The following is a 21483-nucleotide window of genomic DNA, read 5'->3' on the forward strand; positions in this document are numbered from 1 at the left end:
CAAACCCACTTGAAATAAACACTTTTATTTTCAATGATTTAGAACAACCCTTTACGTCAAGGCAATAACGGTAATACTTAACCTATGCAGTGGACTATCTCCAATCAACTTACCTTCGGCCGGGTTGCCATCATCCCGGTATTCATAGCAGTTTTTTATCTACCGGGTGATCTTGGCTACTGGCTCTCCTCACTGCTGTTTGTTCTTGCGTCGTTTACAGACTGGCTTGATGGATACCTGGCACGCAGTCGTGGTGAAGTCACCGCATTTGGCCGCTTCCTTGACCCTGTAGCAGACAAGCTTCTTGTGGCTGCTGCCCTTGTTCTGGTTGTTTCGGCGGATATGGCCCCTGCCGTTCTTGCTGTGATCATCATAGGACGTGAAATCGCCATCGGTGCCCTACGCGAATGGCTGGCAGAGCGTTCAACCGTGGTTCATGTATCCCTGATTGCAAAATGGAAAACAGCCCTTCAGATGGTCGCTATCTCCGCCCTTCTACTGCATGTCGAAATTCTTGGCATATCGATGCATGATATTGGCCTGACCCTGTTATGGGTTGCCGCCGCACTCACTCTCTGGTCCGGTTATGACTATATTAAAAGCGCGTGGCCGGAATTGATGACTCAGGATGATCCGGCAGAGCCTAAAGTCGAGAACGAAGAAGCTCCGTAATCTCTGATTGATTCAGTTTAATCGGGTTGGTGGCCATGCTACCACCACTGATATTGGCAATAATGTTCGGAAAATCAGCCTCACTAACACCAAAAGCGGTGAGTCGCGGCATCTCCAGCTCCTCTGTCCATAATTTTAACAACTTCAGCAAAGCATCCCGCGCGTCTCTGTCGCCAAGCTCATCCTGATTGCAGAGTAGCCGCCCCGCTTCCGCATACTTAAACAGCCCGGGGTTCTCTGGCTCTCGCTCCCGCATAGCCTCAATATTGATGCGTACAGCCTCAAAAAGCAGCGTTCCGCACACCACACCATGCGGAATCGGATAGAAAGCGCCCAGCGGTGAAGCGAGCCCATGTACCGATCCAAGCCCTGCATTGGCCAGCGTTAACCCTGAAATTGATGAGGCATAGAGCATGCCGGAACGCGCATCAAGATTGCTGCCGTCCATGACAGCCACAGCCAGCGAATCCCTGATCCTCTCCAGGCCACTTAGAGCCAGCGCATCACTCATCGGTGACGCCTTTGTTGAAACGTACGATTCAAGCAGCTGTGTAAACGCATCCATGCCACAGGATGACGTAACAGCCTTAGGGCAGCTCAGCGTCAGTTCCGGATCAAGAATAATATGTCTGGCAACCAGCTCATCATCACGAAATGACTTTTTATAACCGTCTACACCAATCACCGACAACACGGCATTTTTACTAGTTTCACCCCCGGTTCCGGCAGTTGTTGGCAAAGCAACAAATGGGGTCGAAGGCCCCTTGTATACTTTTCCGCGCCCTACCCCCTCCAGATACTCCATCACCGAGTCACCTGAAGGCAGCAATCCGGCTATGGCCTTGGCAGCATCTACAGCGCTGCCACCGCCAATAGCCACAACCACATCAGGAGCCCAGTTCCGCTGTTCGGCAACAGTATCATCAACAAGTTGCGGCGAAGGCTCGCCACTGACTGTGATGCGCCGCAACTCAAATTCCGATTGAAGCTCATGCCACAGTTCACTGCATAGTGAGGATTCATCAAATGACCTTCCTCCGGTTACAAGCAACAGGCGCGAACCGAACGAGAGTGCGATTTCAGCAAGTTTAAAGCGCGTTCCAGCGCCAAAATGGATATGCGGGGTGGAAGCAAAAAAGAATGGTGAAAGCATCCCTGCAACATAGCAGGGCATCACAATTTCGGCCAGATTTAGACTAGTGCATATACCTAGGAACCCATTGTGGTATTATAATATTGGTTTCGGTCATGAGAAACCATTCGGTCAATAAGAGCTTTCAGCAGATAGCGTTGAACTACTCAGATTCATCTAAGTACTGAATTGCTTGCCCAACTGTTTTGAAAGCGTGAGTGGAAATTGAACTTTTGTCAGCGGTTAGCAACTCCCACATTCTTCCCATTCCGTAATCATCCACATTAACCACCAGAGCAAATCTTCTAACGCCTAAGGGAACAAACTTAGATATCGTTTCTTGTGCGACGTTACTCATTTCAGGATAACGAAGATCTCCTAGTGTGCTTTCCGAGTGATCAACAAGCACATCCCAACCTTCACGCCCCTCCAAATGAGATACTATCTCCGTACGGATTGAGTTAATGACCTGCAAATCAAGGATGCATTTTGACTTAACGACTATTCGTTTGTTTTCTTCATCAAGTGTCGCTGTAAAATCCATAGAACCCACCGCAAAGTGAAATATCAAGTGTGGTGAAACTATGGTTTGCCGTAACAAATTATCAAGGGTGGTGCAGACACAAAGAGAAATTCACTAAGATATCTGGATTAGTCCACCCCCCCCCTGCCTAGGTGAACCACCTGTACAAATTCGCCATAAAAAAGGAGCTGCATTTCTGCAACCCCTTTATTTTATTGCGGCCAACAACGGACACTCAGAGGTATCTGAGTAAATCAGTGGCGATTTAATTTATATCTATCGCCATGCTTAGGTATAGTTTGGATATCTTGGTCAGAATTTCAGCCTGATCTAGATGGAGTCACAAATGACCATAAAAATAAAGACCTCAAATCGGAGTGCTAAAAAAAATCCCGAACAGATCAGGGAAAAAATCTCTAATGCTGCTTATTTCCTTTCTGAAAAACGCGGCTTCGAAGGAGACTGTCAGCTACACGATTGGTTAGAAGCGGAGGCTCAAATCCACCACAGCCATGGAAAGGGCAACTAACAACGTCATGAATTGAGCGTATTTTTTTTGCTGCGCATGCAATTTTGCCGCGAATGGCAGGCAATATTAAGTGATAAAGATAGTCTCATTCCAATAGTGCCATGTTTTGTCCTCCACGGAGTGCAAACCAAGGACAGTATCGGCAGCTTAAGGCTCAATTAACACATATAAGTGCAATCCAGGTATATTCAGCTATAGTGAAAACCACGAATAGTTGGTCGACATGTATCTATCCTCCCGTGGTACAAAAAGAGGGAGTGTGATGCTCTTCATTGCACTGGCTGAAGAGGGTATACGGGATGGAGAGAGTAATCATGGCCGCAATTAACAAACCAATGAACAAGGGTTCGCGCTACTACTATGCCCGAATGACCTTGCCCGTTCTTAATTTCGTATACTATGTTGGCAAGTTGCTAAGATTTGCACTCTTAATCATTGGCTTCTCCTTGTTACTGTATTTTGGACTGATCCTTGTATCCCACAATAGTGATATGCCCTTCCTCACCAACCTTGAGGAGGTGGTCCTGAGTGTTTTTCCCTATCTGAATCAGCTGCACCTGCCGGTGATTGGCGGAATTCAAATTCCAGGCGTTATCTTCATCGGAACCATATTTGTTGTATGCATGATTATAAGTTGGGCCCTGCGTCGCATCCGGAAATACGCAAAACACGTTGTTCTCAGGGTAACTATCGATCAACTTGATACAGCTCCAATCTCAAGCAAGGCACCTGAGGAGCTAAAGCAACTTGAAAGTACGATTGAAGAAGTTGTTAGTGACTCTCCTGCCATTCAAAAAGGCGAGGGAGGAAGAAAGGAGATGCTTGAGCTTTATCAGGAGGTCCGCAGTAATCTGGAAGAGATGAAAGTCGATCTTACCTTCCTCTCCATTGATGTGGTTGATTCCACAGGCATGAAAGAGGGTGAGGAGTCGGTTACTGTTGAGGCTGATTTTAGTCAATACAATAAACTTATAGAAGCTGCATTTGATCGCCACGGATACCTTAAAGCTGCCTGGACACCAGATGGCGTGATGTGCTGTTTTGCCACCGCCGATGCGGCTGTCAGCGCAGCCAGAGAGATCATTGATGCGATGGTTCAGTTCAACATGACCAAAAAGTTTATTAAGCGTGATTTCTCCATTCGTTGTGGCTGCAACTCAGGCAAGGTCCCTTATGATGAAGGTGCGCCTCTGGAGGCCCTGTGTGATCATGTCATTGATGTTGCCGGACATTTCCAGAAACACGGTATGACGGATAGCATCTGCATCTCAAAAAACACATATGACCGTCTGTCTAAACCGGCCCCGTTCCGGTTGGCAGACAAGAATGTCGACGGTATAGATATGTATATTCAACACATGGACTCAACCAAAAAGGTCAAATCCCTTGATGTAATACAAAGGGTACGCTCTTTATTCTAGCATTAATGAGGCTCGCCGGGCCTTATTTGCAGTGAAAATGAGGCATTTAACCTAAAGTGACTGCATTCTGCCGATCACGACAGGCGACTCGCGGCCAAATCCGGTCATTCGAGTAGAATATTATTGTGCTCTATAGACATTTAAAATCAGAAAAAACTATTCCTCTTCAACTAGAGGCAAATAAATATGTACTAAAGTTCCAAGCCCTATAGAGCTATCAATATCGATTGTACCATTGTGGTGCTGAATCAAGCCATAGGCAATGGAGAGCCCGAGACCTTGGCCTCTAATTTTATCCTTGGTGGTAAAAAATGGGTCAAAAATATGATCCATGTTCTCAGAAGCTATGCCTGAACCGTTGTCTTTTATCTCCAGATGAGCAAAACGGGTTCCTTTAAGTGCTATATGCTTGTTCCTGAATCCTTGAGTGGCCTCTATCGCTTCACTGCTGATTTGTATCAACGGATGGGGAGTCTCTGCTACTGCATCGACTGCATTGTCCAACACTCTCAAAATAATCTGCTGAATCTGTTGGCTTGCACCTTTTATGGTGAACTCACTTTCTGGCAGATCAGCATGGAAAGAGATGTCATCAGGTAGACTATAACCCTCTACTGCCTCTTTTAAACATGCATTAAGATCAATTGCCTCTTTCTGAATGAGATCTCCCTTTGTAAACGTTATCAACTGTTTAACCATTTCAGACATCTCAAATGAAAGTGATTCAATGGTTTTCAGTTTATCGGTGAGCTCAGGGAGCCCTGAAGCCTCCTTTTTTGCCAGATAGGTATTTCCGGTGATTGCCCCCAATTTGTTATTGAAATCATGGGCGACACCTCCAATGAGTGTCCCGAGCGCTTCCATTTTGCTGGAGTGCTGCAGTTGCTGTTCCAGTTGTCGCTGTTGGGTGATATCGTGAACCGTACCAATCATGTGAGTGGGAGTTTTCAAGGCATCGTATTGTATCTTACATATTTCATGTACAACTCTTTCACTTCCATCTGCTCTTGTGACTCTATGTTCGATATTGTACGGCGTTCCCTTTTCTATGGCATCATTAACAGCTTGTTCAACAGCGGCTTTATCATCCGGATGAACGAATCCCAAGAAGGCCTCATATGTGGCCTCAAACTCTTGGGGCGTCACACCAAAAATGTGAAAAACCTCATCGGACCATGACAGCCTGTTGTTTATAAGATCCAGCTCCCAGCTTCCAATATGGGAAATGTGCTGTGCAGCAGCGAGACGCGCCTCTCCGTGACGTAGCGCAGATTCAAGCTGCTTGCGAAGCTCGATCTCTCGCTGCAGGCGACGATTCCAGAGCAATATGACAACGAAGATAATTGTGGCAATGCAAACAATAGTTCCAATCAGTTTCCAGACAAAAGCCCAGTCGATTCCATGTTCATATTTAATGGATAGCCAGCCACTTTGAATTGCTGAGTGTTCCTGAGGGGTCATCGCTGTAAGAAACTTATTTATCAAACTTACCAGTTCAGGCCAGTCTTTGCGTACGCCCATGGCCTGAGTGTGATAGCCAAAGGGAGTTGGAGCTGCAACTTTAACGTTGCTTAAGCCCCAGCGACTGATCATGTAGGTGCCAACCGTTAAATCTCCGACGTAAGCGTCTACCTGTCCGGTAGCGAGAGCCTCAATAGCGCCCTTTATCGTTGTGGCTATGTGCAACTGGATGCCCGGATAATGCTTTTCCAGTAATCCCTGCATGACAAAGCCATTTTCCACGGAGACCGTTTTACCAATCAGGTTCTCAATGTCGCTAACAAATGCACTGTCTGTTCTGGTAAATATTACCCATGGAAGGTGGAGATAGTCCTGTGTAAAGTTGATAAGCGGTTCTCGTTCAGGCGTACGCTTAATGGTCAGAATCAGATCGCCATCCCTGCCAGTCCCAATGTTCTCAATCGCCTCGCTCCAGGGAAGCCCAGTAAAGAATAGACAATCCAACCCAAAGCCTTTGCAGATCGTTCGCATGTAATCAACGGAAATACCTTTTGCCTCACCATCCTCCCAGCTATGCAGCGGAGGAGTTGGCCCAACCCGGATACGAACAGTCGGACTGTTGGCAAGCCATGCTTTTTCATCTGCTTGCAGCGTTAAGCGCTGGGCAATGCTCACAGGATTAACAGGAATGTTTGTTGATTTCTCATAGGTGTCTGCTGCTAATGCTTCCGGGATAAAGCTGGTTGCCAGCAAAGCTAACAGGGTTGCAGCTTTGCTCAGAAAACTAGAGACAACCATAATTACGCTCCTTAAGAGATACCCAGTGTTATTATTATAGCCGAATTACTTTGTGTTTGAGCAGGTAATAAATCTAGAGGCTTGTTTAATGTCCGCTCCTTTAATCGAGCCATTCAGTCAAGCATCTAAAATATGCCGAGTTCGACTCGGTTTTGTCTCTCGTGGTGGGTCACGCTCCTTTCCGCAGTCGAGCTGATTAAGCTGGCTCGCTGCACGCATTAGTCAGACAGAGTGGAGAGCCAGGCTCTCTTGGTCGCGCTATGATGCGCAGCAGTCATTTACGGCCAAACCCGGACATTCAGGTTTCTTTTGAGATTATAAGGATTGAACTCAGTGCGTGCTTAGCTACTGCCGAAGTGTTTGTTAGCTGTTTGATCTACTTTTAAAGTAAGCTCCTGCACTTAATAGAATTGCTGAAAACGAAACAATTGTCATCACAGTGCCAGGAATAAATTTTACATAACCACCAAGATCAAGAAAGATGAAGTAACCTAAATCAGCCAAGCCGCCAACCATGGCACTAACCCAAATAGCTGTAAGACTACCTTTCCATATAAAAACGGCTCCAACAGTTGTCGCTACACCGAACCAAATCAGGTTCCATCCATGCTGGTTCATAATGGCACCCAACACATCAGGATAATTCATCTTGGCTAGATCAACTCCATTTCCAATAGCTTGTATCCCAGAGCCAGCATCACCGCCGATAATCATTACCCCAAATAATATATGGACCAATCCCCAAACAACCCATAAAACTGATGAAGATTTTAATAATACTGAATCTTTCATTTAATGACTCCTTGTTTGATTACTATTTAAAATAAGCTTTCTACAGTATCAACCAGTTGCATTTTGATGCTCTGGTCAATCAACTCATGATTGACTACGTCAAAGTTCTCATAAAAACTGGGAATAGAGAGGCTCCCCTTTACATCTGCGCCGAAAAATGGGGCAGAGTTTAATGCCGAAGCCAGCACACTTGCCGCTCCACCTGGCCCCGGTGAGGTGGAAAGGAAAATTGCAGGTTTTTGCTGGAATACTTTCTGATTGATACGACTACACCAATCAAAAAGGCTTTTATAAGCTGCGGTATAGGAGCCATTGTGTTCTGCAAAAGAGATGACAATGGCATCTGCGGATTCAAGTTTGGCCAGAAAATCTTTTGCTGGTTGTGGTTGCCCTATCTCCGCCTCCCTGTCTTCACTAAACAAGGGTACTTCAAAGTCATTCAGATCCAGTAGCTCTACTTGTACACCTTCAATCAAATTGGCCGCATAGGAAGCCATCAATTTATTGATTGATTTCTTACTATTGCTTGCGCCAAAGGCAATTACTTTCATTTTATGTCTCCTGATTTATAGCTCTGTTTCATGCGCTGGTTGATTGATTTTTTATCAGCACTAAACCCGCAGTTTCATGGGTGATGAGATTTAACGATTCTCCTTCTATGAGGTCGCCCGCTTTCACAGCGATGCCATTTGCAGTAGCCGAACCTTGAAAGATCATGGCAACAAATGAGTGGTCGGTTTGAATCGCCTGGCCCTTGGGTATATATCCAACACTGCAAAGCATGTTGCTGTGAAAATTGTCGCCATCAGTGCTACCTAGGACGGTGGTTAACTCACCCTCCTTTAGTTGAAAGTTCTGATAACTAGGTGTAAGCCCGGTTTCGGGAGGGCGAAACCAAATTTGGATGAAGTCAGCCTGACTGCTATTGAGACTAAACTCCGAGTGCTGCATGCCTGACCCGGCACGTTGAACCTGGACACCGGGGGCTTCGATAACCGAACCATCTCCCAGCGTTCCTTTATGTCCCACTGCGCCGCTTAACACAACAGTCACAATGTCAACATCGTTGTGGGGATGGATTGGGGCTCCATCATTGGGTTTAAAATAACCGTTAGACAAATAGAGGAAGTCGCCTAGCCCATGGCTGATGTCATTACGACTCGATGCATTAGGCCAGATCAGCGGACTCATGACCATTTGGGTTTCCACGATTCCTGCAAAGCCACCAAGTGGCAAGTCATTTCGGTGAATTACTCGGGTCATTGATCTCTATCTCCCTTAAACAAATACTTACAGAGTGAGCAGACATTTTGATGCTTCACTATCAGTAATTTCTGTGACAACTTTGAATCCAAGATTCAATATCGCAAGTAGGCACATTTTAGTAACTATAAGAACAAGAGGCTGAAGATATGACCCGCAAGCAAACGATTCAGTTGGAAGAACGCCATCGATGTCCGGTAGAGATGACAATTAGTGTGATTGGTGGGCGATGGAAGTGTCCGATCATTCACCATCTAATTGATGGAACCAAACGCTTTAATGAGTTGCGAAAACTGATTCCAGAGGCTTCTCAGCGTATGCTTACGAAACACCTGCGCGAACTTGAAAGTGATGGAATTATTCACCGCAAGGTTTTTGCCGAGGTTCCGCCACGAACGGAATATTCATTAACTGACAAAGGACGCTCTCTCGAATCTGTCTTGTGGGTCATGAATGATTGGGCAGAGAAGAACTTGAATTCCTAAAAAAAGACTATTCACTAAGAATAACTTAAGGGATTGATGGTCGGCTAATTCAAGAAAAATTCTTTTGAAATTAAACCGAGTAATAAAAAATGGCCCTGCAGGACTATGCCGAACGTCCGATTTTGGCCCAAGCTGTGTGAAAACACGAAATATTTCAGCTGGCCGAGAATTCACCCCCAAAATCATGTGCTGTTGCATCAACTTCTAGGCAGCAAAACCCACTTTTCCAAATTATTTCGGGAGTATCAGAGGTCATTTGCCACTTTCAAAAATAATCTTTAGTTTTCACACAGCCTGGGCCGTAAGTCGCCTGTCGTGATCGGCAGAAGTAGGCCAACTCCGGTAATTCGAATTGGCACTGCATCTACTGTTTCAAATGTGAGGCAATGCATCTGACCCTTCGGTTACATTTTTCAATAAGGCAACGCAAAGGCTCATGCTCTGTCTCTTTTGCGTTTGCCTTTGGCCCTGTCGATAACCACCATGAAGGTTGCATCGCCCATTCCTAGGGCGGATATTCACGCCAGCAAATAGCACACAGGCTCAGTTGCTCTTGTCATACTGAACAATTGTTTTTTGGAGGGTATTTTGAAGCTGTTCTTGGATATTGATGGGGTACTTATTGGCAAACACAATAGCCGACCTGTTGTCGCAAGAGGCGTCACCCCTTTCCTTGAATTTGTTACAGCGAATTTCGACTGCTACTGGCTAACTACACACTGTCAGGGGAATGTTGAAACTGTAATAAGATACCTAACCCCATTTTTCTCAGCAGATCAGCTTGACCTGATTGGCAAGATAAAACCCACGTCATTTAAAACGTTGAAGACAGAAGCGCTGCCAAACGAGAAAGACTTTATTTGGATAGAGGATCAATTGCTTTGGTGCGAAAGGAAGTTCATTGAGGATACAGGCCTGACTGATAACTGGTATTTTGTGAATACCGACAAGGACGAGGATGGCTTGATTAATTTGCTGTCAGTACTTAAGAATGTGCGGAAACCAAGGGCTGCCAAGCCATGATCATGGATGACATCAATTATGGCCACGCAACGCATGTTGGTCATGTTAGTAAGCAAAACGATGATAGTTATCTTGTCGATACAAGCACAGGGCTTTGGATCGTATCTGACGGGCTAGGTGGTCATGAAAGTGGTGATGTGGCTAGTGCCATTGTTGTCGAATCCATTGCTAAGTCCGTACAGAAAGGGTTGGGCCTTGTTGATGCGCTAGCAGTCGCCCACAAGGCGATACTGAAAGCCAGAAGCAAAGGCAAAGGCTCTACCGGAATGGCGGCAACCGCAGTAGCCCTAAAACTGAATGGCAATCAGTACGAAGTGGGCTGGATAGGCGATAGTCGCGCCTATCTGTGGGATCAGAAATTACATCAGCTAACAAGTGACCATACCTATGTGCAACGCTTGGTTGACGATGGCGAACTTGAGGCTGAAGAAGCACAAAGACATCCTGAGCGAAGCTTCCTGACACAGGCATTAGGAACGTTAAGAACCCAAGATGTATCACCTGAAACAATATCTGGACACCTTTCCCATGAAAACCAGGTCATGCTTTGTAGTGATGGCCTTACCGATGAACTCAGTGATGTTCAGATAGCATCCATACTGGGGCAAGAGATGAGCGAACAGAAGAAGGTGGATTCTTTAATTCAGTCAGCTTTGGACAATGGCGGGTCGGACAACATCACTGTGCTATTAATTTCAGTGTAAGAACTGAAGGGGTCGAATTACCGGAGAATAATAAATTAATTCATCGACATAGTTATATGACAATGAAACAAGCAGGCACAAAAAAACCCCAGCTATGGAAAACCATAACTGGGGTTACCTGGCGTCCCCAAGGGGATTCGAACCCCTGTTGCCGCCGTGAAAGGGCGGTGTCCTAGGCCGACTAGACGATGGGGACCTGTTGGACGCGGCGAAGATTAACGAACGGTTTTATCCCGTCAACCAAAATATGCACCTCTTTTTTCATCATTAAGATTTATATTCTGATCGGACTATTCTTTGCGCATCATCCAGCTCAAGTACCACATCAGCAAGTTCGGGAAGATTATCCAGGCTTACACGCGTCAGCCGCTCATAATGTTGGATAAAACGCTTTAACTGCTGACTATTCATCCCCTCCTCTTGATGTGTTCTGAATGTTTTAGCTTCCTGCCTGCTTCGCCACTGCAATACAGAATCAAACCCCGGCGCCTTCAGGAAAACCACTGCATCGATCATACTGAACAGTTGGCGATAGCTGCCTGCCAGAACCTGGTTCACATAAGCTCTCCATACCCCTTCTCTATCTTCTATGGCCTCTAGTTCATTCGTCGCTGTTAGCAGATCATCCTTCGACTGCGCTGGTGTGGCGACACACCACCCCTCAAAAAGCACAACATCAACCGGCGCATTACATCGTGGCCATAGCTTCTCGGGAAGACGGTCATCAATGCTTTTATCGAATCTTGATAGTGAGACCTCACCATCCTCCGCAATTAGTTTATGGATCGTCTCAATACCCAGCCCTATATCATGGGTGCCCGGTACACCCCGGGTTTTGAAAAGTGGATGTATCGCTTCAGCGAGCTTAAGCCGATCACTTCGAGTCAGGTAGAGGTCATCGATGGAGAGCGTAGCGACATTATATCCAAAGTTTTGTTTAAGTATTATTGCCAATACTGCGGTAATGGTCGATTTACCACTGCCCTGCGCGCCGTTAATGCCGATCACAAGTGGTTTACCCTGCTTGCGTGATGCGACCCAGCCAGCCAGTGGTACAAGGTAATTATTCACGATCGCCATGTAACTTTTCGGCAGCCCTTCCTGTCGAATAAAACTATTTAGCTCTGCAGACAAACCGGGACCCATTTTAAAACCTAGTGATTGCAGGGCTCGCAACAGTGGTGACTGCACCCCTCCGAATCCGATTCAGGCTGTAGCGTGGCATGCTCCACCCCAGCTTCTCGCAAGCTGTGCTGTAGTGCGGCAAGTGTTCGATCCCAATGAGACAGGTTTTCGACAACAACATGTGCTGAAAGTGCCCGCCCACCATCCGGCATTTTCCAGATATGGATATGGTGGGTTTCCTTTACCCCTTTCACACCACACATGGCCTTCTCCAGCATCAATAGATCGACATCGGAAGGTGTCGCCGCCATCAACTCGCCAGTAGTCTCGCGTAAGAGGCTCCATCCTCCCCAGGCAAGAATACCCGCCACAAGAAACGAGAGGATCGGGTCAATCGGCATCCAGCCGGTGAAAAATATCACCGCACCCGCAACGATGGCCGCGACTGAACCCAGCGTATCGCCAAGCACATGCCAGTACGCCGCTCGTGTATTGATATCATGTGCTCCGTGAAGCCACTTTAGAATCACCAGGTTCACCGCAAGCCCCACAAAGCCGACTACAATCACAATCAAGCCCTGTACCTCGGGAGGTTCAACCAGTCGCCCAAACGCCTCCCAGACGATCCAACCACTCAAAAACCAGAGAGCCACACCATTGGCCTGAGCCGCAAGCACCCTTGCCCGACCATAGCCATAGGTCATGCCGTCATGGGCGGGTTTCATAGCCAGTCGCCCTGCAAAAGCAGCAACGCCAAGCGCCACAACATCTGAACTCATATGTACAGCATCAGCCAGCAGGGCCAGCGAGTTAGAGATCCAGCCACCAGCAAACTCCACAATGGCAAATAGAGCCGTTAATGCCAGCGCCATATCCAGATGGTGATGTGAATGCCCGTGATGGCTATGGTGATGGTGTCCGGACACTAATCCCCCTCTTATAGCTGTAGTTAGTTATTCAATTACTTAATCATTCAAAATATGCGCAACAATTCAACCATTGTCGAATGATGGTAAAAGTTCGGCCGATGAGTGATTTATCCGGATCGAAAATAAAGGCTAGAACCCTGTTAATTTCCGGAGTTGGCCGTAACCGTGATATTGCACTACAATATTAGACAACGGGGTTTTGGCCCTGAATGAATGTACGAACAGGAGTTAACCATGCCATTTAAACTGCCTGCCCTGCCCTATGCCAGAGATGCACTGGCACCTCATATCTCCGAGGAGACACTGAACTACCATTACGGTAAACATCACAACACATACCTTACCAATTTGAACAATCTTATTGCCGGAACCGAGCTTGAGGATAACTCCCTGGAAGAGATCATCCTCACATCTACCGGTGGGCTGTTTAATAATGCGGCTCAAGTATGGAATCACACCTTCTACTGGAACTGCCTCTCACCTGAAGGCGGCGGCGATCCTGCCGATGCGCTCGGTGATGCCATCAACGAAGCATTCGGTTCCTTTGAGGCATTTAAAGAGCAGTTCTCCAAGTCGGCCGCAACCAACTTCGGCAGCGGCTGGACATGGCTGGTGAAAAATGAAGATGGCGAACTGGAGATCGTCAACACCAGCAATGCAGGCAACCCGATGACAGATGGCCTGAAACCACTGCTAACATGTGATGTCTGGGAGCACGCCTATTACATCGATTACCGTAATGCCCGCCCTGCTTATCTTCAGGCATTCTGGAAACTTGTAAACTGGAATTTCGTTCTGAATAACCTTTAGTTATAAACAAGTTAACATCACTTTATTAATGTATATTATCCGATAATGCAAACCAAGGATTCGAGCATTATGCCCGGATCCTTGGTGATGAGTTCTTGCCATTGCCGATTATCGAACGTGGAATAGAGCCATGACGGATCAAACCAGTAAAGTCGGCCTGTTAAGCAGCACCTCCCTGCCAGCTAGGCTCATGACTCTCTGCAATCAAATTGCTCAGACCGGTGGTCGCGGCTGGCTTGTTGGCGGCAGTGTTCGCGACATGTTGCTGGGTCACCCCCCAAAGGATTTCGATCTGGAGGTTTATGGGATTGAAGCCAAAGCACTTGAGACCCTGTTAAAGACAATGGGGCGAACAGAGGCTGTCGGCAGACAGTTCGGCATCTTGAAGCTATGGACGGGTGGACTAGAAATTGATGTTGCCCTTCCGCGCACCGAGCGCAAAACCGCCAGCGGTCACTGCGGTTTTGCCATACATACTGACCCCTATCTCTCTCCTGAAAAAGCGTGTCTGCGTCGCGACTTTAGCATCAATGCGATGATGTTTGATCCGCTCACCTGTTCCCTGCTCGATTTTCATAACGGGCAACGCGACCTGAAAGCCGGAATCCTCAGGCATGTCAGCAGCGCCTTTGCCGAGGACCCACTACGCCCATTGCGTGCCGTGCAGTTTGCCGCGCGCTTTAAGTTAACTCTGGAGAAGGATACAGCAGATCTATGCAGGTCTCTGCTTGCTGAAGCCGACAAGCTCCCCCCGTCCCGCATCTGGGATGAATGGAAAAAATGGGCGCTCTCCCAACACCCCTCCTATGGACTGTCTGCACTTGCTGAGTCCGGCTGGCTGGTACGCTATCCGGAACTGGAGCCCATGATGGGCTGTGAACAGGAGCCTCACTGGCATCCGGAGGGTGATGTCTGGAAGCATACACTGCAGGTTTGTGATCAGGCCGCGAACCTCTGCACAAGAAAAGAGTTGAATGATGAGACGCGAATGTTGCTTGTGCTCTCCTCGCTCTGCCACGATGTCGGCAAGCCGGATACCTCCTTCGTGAATGATCAGGGACGCATCTGCTCACCCGGTCATGCAGAGGTTGGCGTCGATATTTCCAGGTCGTTCCTGAAAAGAATTGCAGCACCACTCCGACTCACTGATATGATCCTTCCTTTGGTCAAAGAACATATCACCCATCTGCACGGAGAACCGACAGAACGTGCTGTACGCAGGCTTGCAGATCGATTGACCCCGGCCAATATTGAGCTATGGGAAATGCTGGTTGAGGCGGATGCCTCGGGTCGCCACCCTGCACCAGCGTCACGCCCGGCGCTTGGCTGGCTGAAGCTTGCCGAAGAACTGAAGCATCAGCACAACAGGCCTGAACCACTACTAACCGGTCAAATGCTTCTTGATCTCGGTGAAAAACCGGGCCCCGGCATGGGAGAAATCATCAGCAAGGCATATCAGGCACAGCTTGATGGCACTATTTCTGACAAGCATTCAGCTGTTCAATGGTACAATGACTTCAGGCCTTGGAGCCAATAACCTAGGGCAATAGTCAACCATTTGATTTCATTGGTGTTTCATTGACGTTTTAATTATTGCCGCTATACTGCCGTTGCAATCAATTTAGGAGTTTCCATGCCCCACTATCGGCGTTTTTCAGATGCATCAGTCAGTGAAAAAATCCTCGACACCATGTTTCTCATTACGATCGGGCTTGGTTACCTGTTTGCCCTCGGCCACACCTTTTTTTCACATGAAGGACGTGACGGAAAGGCAGGCCTCTCCGTCGAAGATGTGAAAATCGCCTACTATGGTCAGCATCAGCAGACCCGCCTTGGCGCCGCACTTAACGGACCGATGGCCGGCAACCTCGAGAGCGAAGAGCAGAAGCAGGTTATCGTTGACTGGATCGAGAGGGGTACTGGCAAGACTGAGTTTGAGGTCAATGTCGCTCCTATTCTGAACAGCAACTGTATTGCCTGCCACTCTGTTCAGGCTGAAATGGGGCTTCCTCCACTAACCTCCTACGATGAGGTCATAAAACTGACCCATGCTGATACCGGCGCCTCAGTTCAGAGCCTGGTTCGCGTATCTCATATCCACCTTTTCGGTATCGCCTTTATCCTCTTTTTCGTCGGCCGGATATTCATTCTCTGTGAAATGCCGGTAATGACCAAGCGCATTACGGTTGCAGTTCCTTTCCTGGCGATTCTTATCGACATCCTCTCCTGGTACATCACAAAGTTCATTCCCGGCTTTGCCTTTGTTGTTGTGATAGCAGGTGGACTGATGGGTATCTCACTCACCATCCAGATTCTGGTCTCACTCTATCAGATGTGGCTCTACAAGCCGAAAGTGGAACCCATTGAAATGTAAACGGTGTAATGTTTGATGCATGACGCGCAAACATTGCGCTCACAACAGTTGCAGAACGAAAGTAAAATCCTCCCATAGTGGAGAAACAAGGAGAAACACCATGAAAAAAACAATTGCGATGATGATTGCTGCAGCATTCTTCGGCCTTAGCGCCCAGTCTGCATTGGCCTCCGACATTGATGGCGCCAAGCTGTTCGATAAGAAATGCAAGATGTGCCACAAGATTGATGTAAAAAAAGTTGGCCCTGCAGTAAACGCAATGAATACGGATGAGGCAGCACTAAAGGCCACGATCACAGATGGTCGCAAGATGATGCCTTCGTACGGCAAGAAATTCAGTGGTGAAGAGATTGATGCACTGGTCGCTTTCATTAAAAGCAACCAGCAGTAAAGAGAGATAAAGCCCCGACCTGTTCGGGGCTTTTCTTTACTCAATCTAAGGTTATCTGGTATCAATTCGTTCAGAGTTGACAATTCCCCTGAATCCACAGCACCAAACCCTTGCGCTAAGAATCCGTGTGGTAAATAGTTAGCACTTCACACGGGAGGAGATTACTTATGGATTTCAAACGACTCACAGGGGTTGCATTAGCCCTTCTGATCATGCCTTTCTCTGCTACGGCAGACGATAGCCTAGATGGCAAGGCGTTATACCAGGCAAACTGTGCCGCCTGTCATGGGAGTGACGGCATTCCAACAGAGTTTGGTAAATCACTAAAACCATTCCCAGCTCGCAACCATCAGGCTGTTGTTGGCCTGGTAGAGCGCGATGAGCTGCGCCGCATTATCAACTACGGTATCAATGGTACTGAGATGACACCGAAAAAGTATGATCTCGACGGCTTGCAGATCGAAGCTGTGATCGATTATATGGAGACATTCAGCTACAAACCCAACCTGGTCAACGGTAAAGCTCGTTTTGAGGCAGTCTGCGCAAGTTGCCACGGAATGGATGGTCGCGCCAAGACAGGCATGGGCGCCAAGAACCTCGTTTATTCAACACTGAGCCTGCAGGAGATGGCCCACACCATGCGTTATGGTCGTCCGGGCACCAAGATGACCAGCAAACGTCATCAGTTGACCAACGCTGATATTTCTGATGTTGCCAACTACGCATACTCGCTTCGTTATAAAGCCGACCTAGCCAATGGTCAAAAGCTCTATGCTAAGAACTGCGCCTCCTGTCACGCCACACCTTCAGCTATCAAACTGACTGGCAATGCAGCCTCCAAGCGTACGCTAGCAGACCTTTCTGATCGCCTGATTGATCTGCGTATCCGTCATGGTCGTCATGTGGATCGTGCCGGCAAGCACATTGCCCACCTTTCCGCTGATGATACACAGGACATCATCGCGCACATGAGGAAGAGTACAAAATAATGACGTTACACTCCGATAAAGGCGCCTCCCAACTGGGGGGCGCTGATCTTTTTGATCTGGAAGTTATCAAGAAATACGACAAGGCCGGGCCGCGTTACACCTCCTACCCCACCGCTCCGATGTTTCACACCGGCATCAGTGCCAAAGAGTATTCGCAAACGCTCAGTGATGTTGCTGATAGCGATGCACCGTTGTCACTCTATATCCACATCCCGTTCTGCAACACCGTCTGCTACTACTGCGGCTGCAGTAAAATCGTAACCAAGAAGTATGACCGTGCAGCGCCTTACCTTGAACTTCTGCTCAAAGAGATTGACCGGGTTGCTGACGCTATGGGTAACACACGCCGCCCGGTAACCCAGCTTCACTTCGGTGGCGGCACCCCAACATTCATGAGCAACGACCAGATGCGCGCCATCATGACTCGACTGCGTGAGCGGTTTAACTTCGTCGGCAAGGATGAGGGTGAATTCAGCATCGAAATTGATCCGCGTGAATGCGATGAAGACACGGTTCGTGTATTGCAGGAGATCGGCCTGAATCGCATGAGCATGGGCGTACAGGATTTCGATCCGATTGTGCAGAAGGCCGTCAACCGTATTCAGTCCAAGGAAGAGACGCTGCGTGTACTGAATGAAGCACGCCAGCACGGCTTTGAATCGATGAACATCGACCTGATGTATGGCCTGCCACACCAGACGGTTGAAACATTCGATGCCACCTTGAATACAATCATCGAATTCAATCCTGATCGCATTGCACTGTTTAACTACGCACATCTGCCGCACATGTTTATGCCTCAGCGTCGTATTGATGAGGCATCACTGCCGTCAGCACAGGATAAGTTGAATATCCTCGAGCACAGCATCAACAAGCTGCTGGACGCCGGTTATGTGTTTATCGGTATGGATCATTTTGCCAAGCCGGAAGATGAACTCACCATTGCCCAGAAGAACGGCAAGCTCTATCGCAACTTCCAGGGTTACAGCACACAGGCAGACTGTGATCTGATTGGCCTAGGTGTCACCTCTATCGGATATGTCGGCGGTGGTTTCTTCCAGAATGCCAAAGAGATGGACCCTTATGCAGAGGCCATTGATAACGGTGATTTCGCGGTATTCCGCGGTTATATCCTCTCTGATGAAGATCACCTGCGTCGCCAGGTAATCATGCGCCTGATGTGTGATTTCGCACTCGACTACACGCAGTTTGAGGGCGAGTTCGGCATCAACTTCAAGGAACACTTTGCCGATGGCATTGCCGACCTTGATGAGATGGCCAAGGACAACCTGGTAGAGCTGCGCGAAGACGGCCTGACTGTGCTGCCTGCAGGGCGCCTGCTGATCCGCAACGTCGCGATGGTATTCGATGAGTACCTGCAGAAGAAAAAAGAGGGTTCAAGCTTCTCCAAAACCATCTGATTGAACTGAAGACCTTATAAGGGCCGGGTTTATCCCCGGCCTTTTTTATTGTTATCTTCCCCGTCCATGAACGAAAAAAGGAATACCTATGCAAATCCAGAGCGATAGCCGCACCTTCTACGAACGCATTGGTGGTGAAGAGCCCCTGCGCCAACTGGTACAGCGCTTCTATTTTCATATGGATAAGCTGAAGGAAGCAGAGACCATCCGCTGGATGCATGCGGACAACCTGCAATCAGCCGAGGATAAACTATTCATGTTCCTATCCGGCTGGATGGGTGGCCCATCACTGTTCATTGAGAAGTTCGGCCACCCTCGCCTACGCATGCGCCACATCACCTTCAAAATCGGCGAGTCAGAGCGCGATCAATGGATGCTCTGCATGAAACATGCACTGGCTGACGTGGTAGCAGATAAGACCCTCTCTGACGAACTCTACGCCGCCCTACACGGCATCGCCGACTTCATGCGCAATCAGCCCTGATCATCCACACCTACCAGCCAAGCAGCAGGAGTCGCCCAAAGAATGACACTCAGAGCTGCCCGCTGACTTAGTATCGACTCAAATCGTCAAAACAAATTTAGTATTCCGGACCAACAGGCGTCGGATCTTTCGAGTCTAGCAACTCCACAGAAACATCCACGTTTGTGTTGATATAGCCTTGCGGATTCGTTTTCCCCATCATTAGAAAGGCCGAGGTTGAAACATCAACCTGTGGCCCCTGGCATTGCTTACTTTTTTTATTGTTCGAATGCTCTGCAGGACAAAAGTCTGTTATGTAAAGCACGACTGATTTCGCCACCTTTGGACTTTTTCCCAGTCTTTGAGTCAGCTCTTTAACTATAACGCCTGGCAAGTAATTATTGGTGGGCGGGTTGTTATTATTGATTTGCGCGACCAGAGATGATTCGCCGCTTTGAGCACAAAATTCATCATCCAAGCATGTCACCCGTACTTTTCTACCGCATAGGTTCCAGTTTTCGATACAGCTTGGTTCTGATCGGGAATCTTTTGAACATTTCTTCATCCCCTGCAACTTAGTTGAATCGCTTGGCGCCACGAACCAATGGCGGTAATCACCCTGATGGAGTCTCATATCTTCTTCAGTGTTGTCACACGCAAGCCCAAAGCGCTTGGTACTCATAGCTCCCATTGTTGATTTCCACTTACCATCTGCAAAATATGTATTGTCGGTGGAGTTGACAATCGACATCGGCATAACTCCCCAGTCTGCCCCGTCTGTCTCGGGAATGGCCTTTTGCAAACCTTTTATTGGAGAAGTACTAGTGCAGCCGGATATTACTAGTGACAGCAGGGCTATCAAAAGTGGTTTTATCATGTTTGTAACACCTATCCCCTCATGGTTGGGTTGATCCAAATATTATTATTTCACGATACTGATTTGTCCATTTGTCAGGCGTGTTTCTGACTCTAGCCAAGTTCACCATGTTTAGTGTGTATTGCCACTTCTTTCCATACACTATTGAAGAAAGTCTGTTATTGAACGACTTCTGCCGATCGCGACAGGCAACTCACGGCCAAACGCGGTCATTCGTTACACTCCTATGCGTCTAGAAAACCAGTGGCATTTCAGAATATAGATAAACAATCTGATTGTACTATACTTGTTACAAGATGGGAAAAAGCATTGCTAACTGGAGCTTTTTTGAAACCTGTAACTTATAAGCTGAAGGCAGCTTGCTTTATTGCTGTTTTAACTGCCCCTCTTCTCTTCTCCTCTGCTTTATCGGCAGAAGAGTTGCAGCCGTCGTGGGCTGGGGGTAGAACGTTCGTGGTCGGCTTTGCCCAAGACACGATGTCTAATGATTGGCGTGCATCACAGGTCAACGCTGTTAAAGAGGCTCTGGCTAAATACCCCTACATCCGATTTGTTTATACCGATGCAAAAGGCAGTACTGCACAACAGGTTCTCGATATTGAAAATCTGGTAGAACAAGGCATTGATCTACTCATTACCAGCCCCAGAGACGGTAAGTCGATGACTCCGGTGATATCCAGCGTTTATAAGAAGAGAATTCCCGTAATGCTTTTGACCCGGCAGATTGAGAGTGATGACTTCACCATTTTCCTCGGCGCCGATGACCATAAGATAGGTGCTCAGGTGGCAGAGAGGATCGCTGAGAGGCTGCATAAAAAAGGGCGTGTAGTGATGGTGACAGGCGTTCCAACGGCGACCACCGCTATCAAACGCACAGAAGGTTTTTTTGAGGCGTTGAAGGCCTATCCAGAGATCAAGGTAGTGGCGAAAAGAAATGGAAACTATTTGCGGGGCAACGCCATTATGGCTATGGATGAACTGCTGAATGAGGGGGTTATGTTTGATGCGATCTACGCACAGAGTGACAGCATGGCCGTGGGTATCCGTCTGGCCCTTAAAAAAAATGGTATAAATCCGAAAAGCATTCCCATTGTCGGTATCGATTATATCTCAGAGGCGAGAGAGGCAATCCGAAGTGGAGAACAGGATGCTACATTTATCTATCCTACCTGTGGCCCCGAGGCTGAGGAGTATATTTTGAAAATCCTAAAGGGCGAGCAGACCCCTAAGTATGTCGACATTCCATCGCAGATGATCACCATAGAGAATGTTGAGCAGCTCGCTCCGATCTTCTGAGGATT

The 21483-nt window shown here is 47.7% G+C and carries 23 protein-coding genes and 1 tRNA gene; 14 read left to right on the top strand and 10 right to left on the bottom strand.

Annotated features, from left to right (window positions below; all coding sequences use genetic code 11):
* Positions 1-84: 84 nt before the first annotated feature.
* Positions 85-672 (top strand): CDP-diacylglycerol--glycerol-3-phosphate 3-phosphatidyltransferase, encoded by a 588-nt coding sequence (gene pgsA, locus Ga0123461_RS06325; protein ID WP_100277562.1) that lies wholly within the window; start codon positions 85-87, stop codon positions 670-672.
* Here pgsA and Ga0123461_RS06330 read toward each other — a convergent pair.
* Together Ga0123461_RS06330 and Ga0123461_RS06335 are read right to left on the bottom strand one after the other, a co-directional pair.
* On the bottom strand, positions 644-1825 hold the full coding sequence (locus Ga0123461_RS06330) for an iron-containing alcohol dehydrogenase (RefSeq protein ID WP_100277563.1): 1182 nt from the start codon (positions 1823-1825) through the stop codon (positions 644-646). The genes pgsA and Ga0123461_RS06330 overlap by 29 nt on opposite strands.
* A 142-nt stretch (positions 1826-1967) precedes the next feature.
* Complete coding sequence (locus tag Ga0123461_RS06335; RefSeq protein WP_100277564.1) at positions 1968-2348, bottom strand: hypothetical protein; 381 nt, start codon at positions 2346-2348, stop codon at positions 1968-1970.
* Positions 2349-2673: 325 nt separating this feature from the next.
* Between Ga0123461_RS06335 and Ga0123461_RS06340 the strand changes: the two genes are divergently transcribed.
* Both Ga0123461_RS06340 and Ga0123461_RS06345 read left to right on the top strand, forming a co-directional pair.
* Positions 2674-2856, top strand: a complete 183-nt coding sequence (locus tag Ga0123461_RS06340; RefSeq protein ID WP_157819263.1) for a DUF2934 domain-containing protein — start codon at positions 2674-2676, stop codon at positions 2854-2856.
* A gap of 314 nt (positions 2857-3170) precedes the next feature.
* Entirely contained in the window at positions 3171-4277 is a 1107-nt protein-coding gene (locus Ga0123461_RS06345; RefSeq protein ID WP_100277566.1) for an adenylate/guanylate cyclase domain-containing protein, read from the top strand.
* 156 nt (positions 4278-4433) lie between these two features.
* Here the strand turns inward: Ga0123461_RS06345 and Ga0123461_RS06350 are convergent, their stop codons facing one another.
* The 4 genes from Ga0123461_RS06350 to Ga0123461_RS06365 all read right to left on the bottom strand — a co-directional run bounded on the left by Ga0123461_RS06350 (position 4434) and on the right by Ga0123461_RS06365 (position 8591).
* Positions 4434-6536: a PAS domain-containing protein gene (locus tag Ga0123461_RS06350; RefSeq protein ID WP_100277567.1), complete on the bottom strand. Its 2103-nt coding sequence runs from the start codon at positions 6534-6536 to the stop codon at positions 4434-4436.
* 363 nt (positions 6537-6899) lie between these two features.
* Entirely contained in the window at positions 6900-7328 is a 429-nt protein-coding gene (locus tag Ga0123461_RS06355; RefSeq protein ID WP_100277568.1) for a hypothetical protein, read from the bottom strand.
* A gap of 26 nt (positions 7329-7354) precedes the next feature.
* A complete protein-coding gene (locus tag Ga0123461_RS06360) occupies positions 7355-7879 on the bottom strand; it encodes an NADPH-dependent FMN reductase (protein WP_100277569.1) in 525 nt (174 codons plus the stop codon).
* Positions 7880-7907: 28 nt separating this feature from the next.
* Positions 7908-8591, bottom strand: a complete 684-nt coding sequence (locus Ga0123461_RS06365; protein WP_100277570.1) for a pirin family protein — start codon at positions 8589-8591, stop codon at positions 7908-7910.
* Positions 8592-8740: 149 nt separating this feature from the next.
* On the opposite strand from Ga0123461_RS06365, the gene Ga0123461_RS06370 reads away from it, so the two are divergent.
* From Ga0123461_RS06370 to Ga0123461_RS06380, 3 genes are all read left to right on the top strand, one after another.
* Entirely contained in the window at positions 8741-9076 is a 336-nt protein-coding gene (locus tag Ga0123461_RS06370; protein WP_100277571.1) for a winged helix-turn-helix transcriptional regulator, read from the top strand.
* A gap of 588 nt (positions 9077-9664) precedes the next feature.
* Positions 9665-10099 (top strand): hypothetical protein, encoded by a 435-nt coding sequence (locus tag Ga0123461_RS06375; RefSeq protein ID WP_100277572.1) that lies wholly within the window; start codon positions 9665-9667, stop codon positions 10097-10099.
* The gene (locus Ga0123461_RS06380) at positions 10096-10803 is read left to right on the top strand and encodes a PP2C family protein-serine/threonine phosphatase (RefSeq protein ID WP_100277573.1); all 708 of its coding nucleotides are present in this window, start codon (positions 10096-10098) and stop codon (positions 10801-10803) included. The genes Ga0123461_RS06375 and Ga0123461_RS06380 overlap by 4 nt, the downstream gene beginning before the upstream one ends.
* Positions 10804-10922: 119 nt before the next feature.
* On the opposite strand, the gene Ga0123461_RS06385 is transcribed toward Ga0123461_RS06380, so the two are convergent.
* The 3 genes from Ga0123461_RS06385 to Ga0123461_RS06395 form a co-directional block, all read right to left on the bottom strand.
* Positions 10923-10999 (bottom strand) — tRNA-Glu (locus Ga0123461_RS06385).
* 71 nt (positions 11000-11070) lie between these two features.
* Positions 11071-11874, bottom strand: coding sequence for a hypothetical protein (locus Ga0123461_RS06390; protein ID WP_232710052.1), 804 nt, complete (start codon positions 11872-11874; stop codon positions 11071-11073).
* Between the two features lie 83 nt (positions 11875-11957).
* Entirely contained in the window at positions 11958-12854 is an 897-nt protein-coding gene (locus tag Ga0123461_RS06395; RefSeq protein ID WP_232710053.1) for a cation diffusion facilitator family transporter, read from the bottom strand.
* Positions 12855-13091: 237 nt separating this feature from the next.
* Here Ga0123461_RS06395 and Ga0123461_RS06400 point away from each other — a divergent pair, with 237 nt between their 5' ends.
* The 7 genes from Ga0123461_RS06400 to Ga0123461_RS06430 all read left to right on the top strand — a co-directional run bounded on the left by Ga0123461_RS06400 (position 13092) and on the right by Ga0123461_RS06430 (position 19326).
* Positions 13092-13667: a superoxide dismutase gene (locus Ga0123461_RS06400; RefSeq protein WP_100277575.1), complete on the top strand. Its 576-nt coding sequence runs from the start codon at positions 13092-13094 to the stop codon at positions 13665-13667.
* 130 nt (positions 13668-13797) lie between these two features.
* Positions 13798-15204: a CCA tRNA nucleotidyltransferase gene (locus Ga0123461_RS06405; RefSeq protein ID WP_100277576.1), complete on the top strand. Its 1407-nt coding sequence runs from the start codon at positions 13798-13800 to the stop codon at positions 15202-15204.
* Between the two features lie 96 nt (positions 15205-15300).
* Positions 15301-16041, top strand: a complete 741-nt coding sequence (locus tag Ga0123461_RS06410) for a hypothetical protein (protein WP_100277577.1) — start codon at positions 15301-15303, stop codon at positions 16039-16041.
* A 100-nt stretch (positions 16042-16141) separates the two neighbouring features.
* Positions 16142-16432, top strand: coding sequence for a c-type cytochrome (locus Ga0123461_RS06415; RefSeq protein WP_100277578.1), 291 nt, complete (start codon positions 16142-16144; stop codon positions 16430-16432).
* 167 nt (positions 16433-16599) lie between these two features.
* Positions 16600-17421: a c-type cytochrome gene (locus Ga0123461_RS06420; protein WP_100277579.1), complete on the top strand. Its 822-nt coding sequence runs from the start codon at positions 16600-16602 to the stop codon at positions 17419-17421.
* Positions 17421-18842 (top strand): oxygen-independent coproporphyrinogen III oxidase, encoded by a 1422-nt coding sequence (gene hemN / locus Ga0123461_RS06425; protein ID WP_100277580.1) that lies wholly within the window; start codon positions 17421-17423, stop codon positions 18840-18842. Before Ga0123461_RS06420 ends, hemN begins: the two co-directional genes overlap by 1 nt.
* Positions 18843-18930: 88 nt before the next feature.
* A complete protein-coding gene (locus tag Ga0123461_RS06430; protein ID WP_100277581.1) occupies positions 18931-19326 on the top strand; it encodes a group II truncated hemoglobin in 396 nt (131 codons plus the stop codon).
* A gap of 97 nt (positions 19327-19423) precedes the next feature.
* Here Ga0123461_RS06430 and Ga0123461_RS06435 read toward each other — a convergent pair whose 3' ends face one another.
* Complete coding sequence (locus Ga0123461_RS06435; RefSeq protein ID WP_100277582.1) at positions 19424-20182, bottom strand: hypothetical protein; 759 nt, start codon at positions 20180-20182, stop codon at positions 19424-19426.
* A gap of 453 nt (positions 20183-20635) precedes the next feature.
* Between Ga0123461_RS06435 and Ga0123461_RS06440 the strand changes: the two genes are divergently transcribed.
* Complete coding sequence (locus tag Ga0123461_RS06440; RefSeq protein ID WP_257790599.1) at positions 20636-21478, top strand: substrate-binding domain-containing protein; 843 nt, start codon at positions 20636-20638, stop codon at positions 21476-21478.
* The last annotated feature ends 5 nt before the right edge of the window (positions 21479-21483 follow it).

The sequence above is a fragment of the Mariprofundus aestuarium genome (genome assembly GCF_002795805.1).
GTDB lineage: Bacteria > Pseudomonadota > Zetaproteobacteria > Mariprofundales > Mariprofundaceae > Mariprofundus > Mariprofundus aestuarium.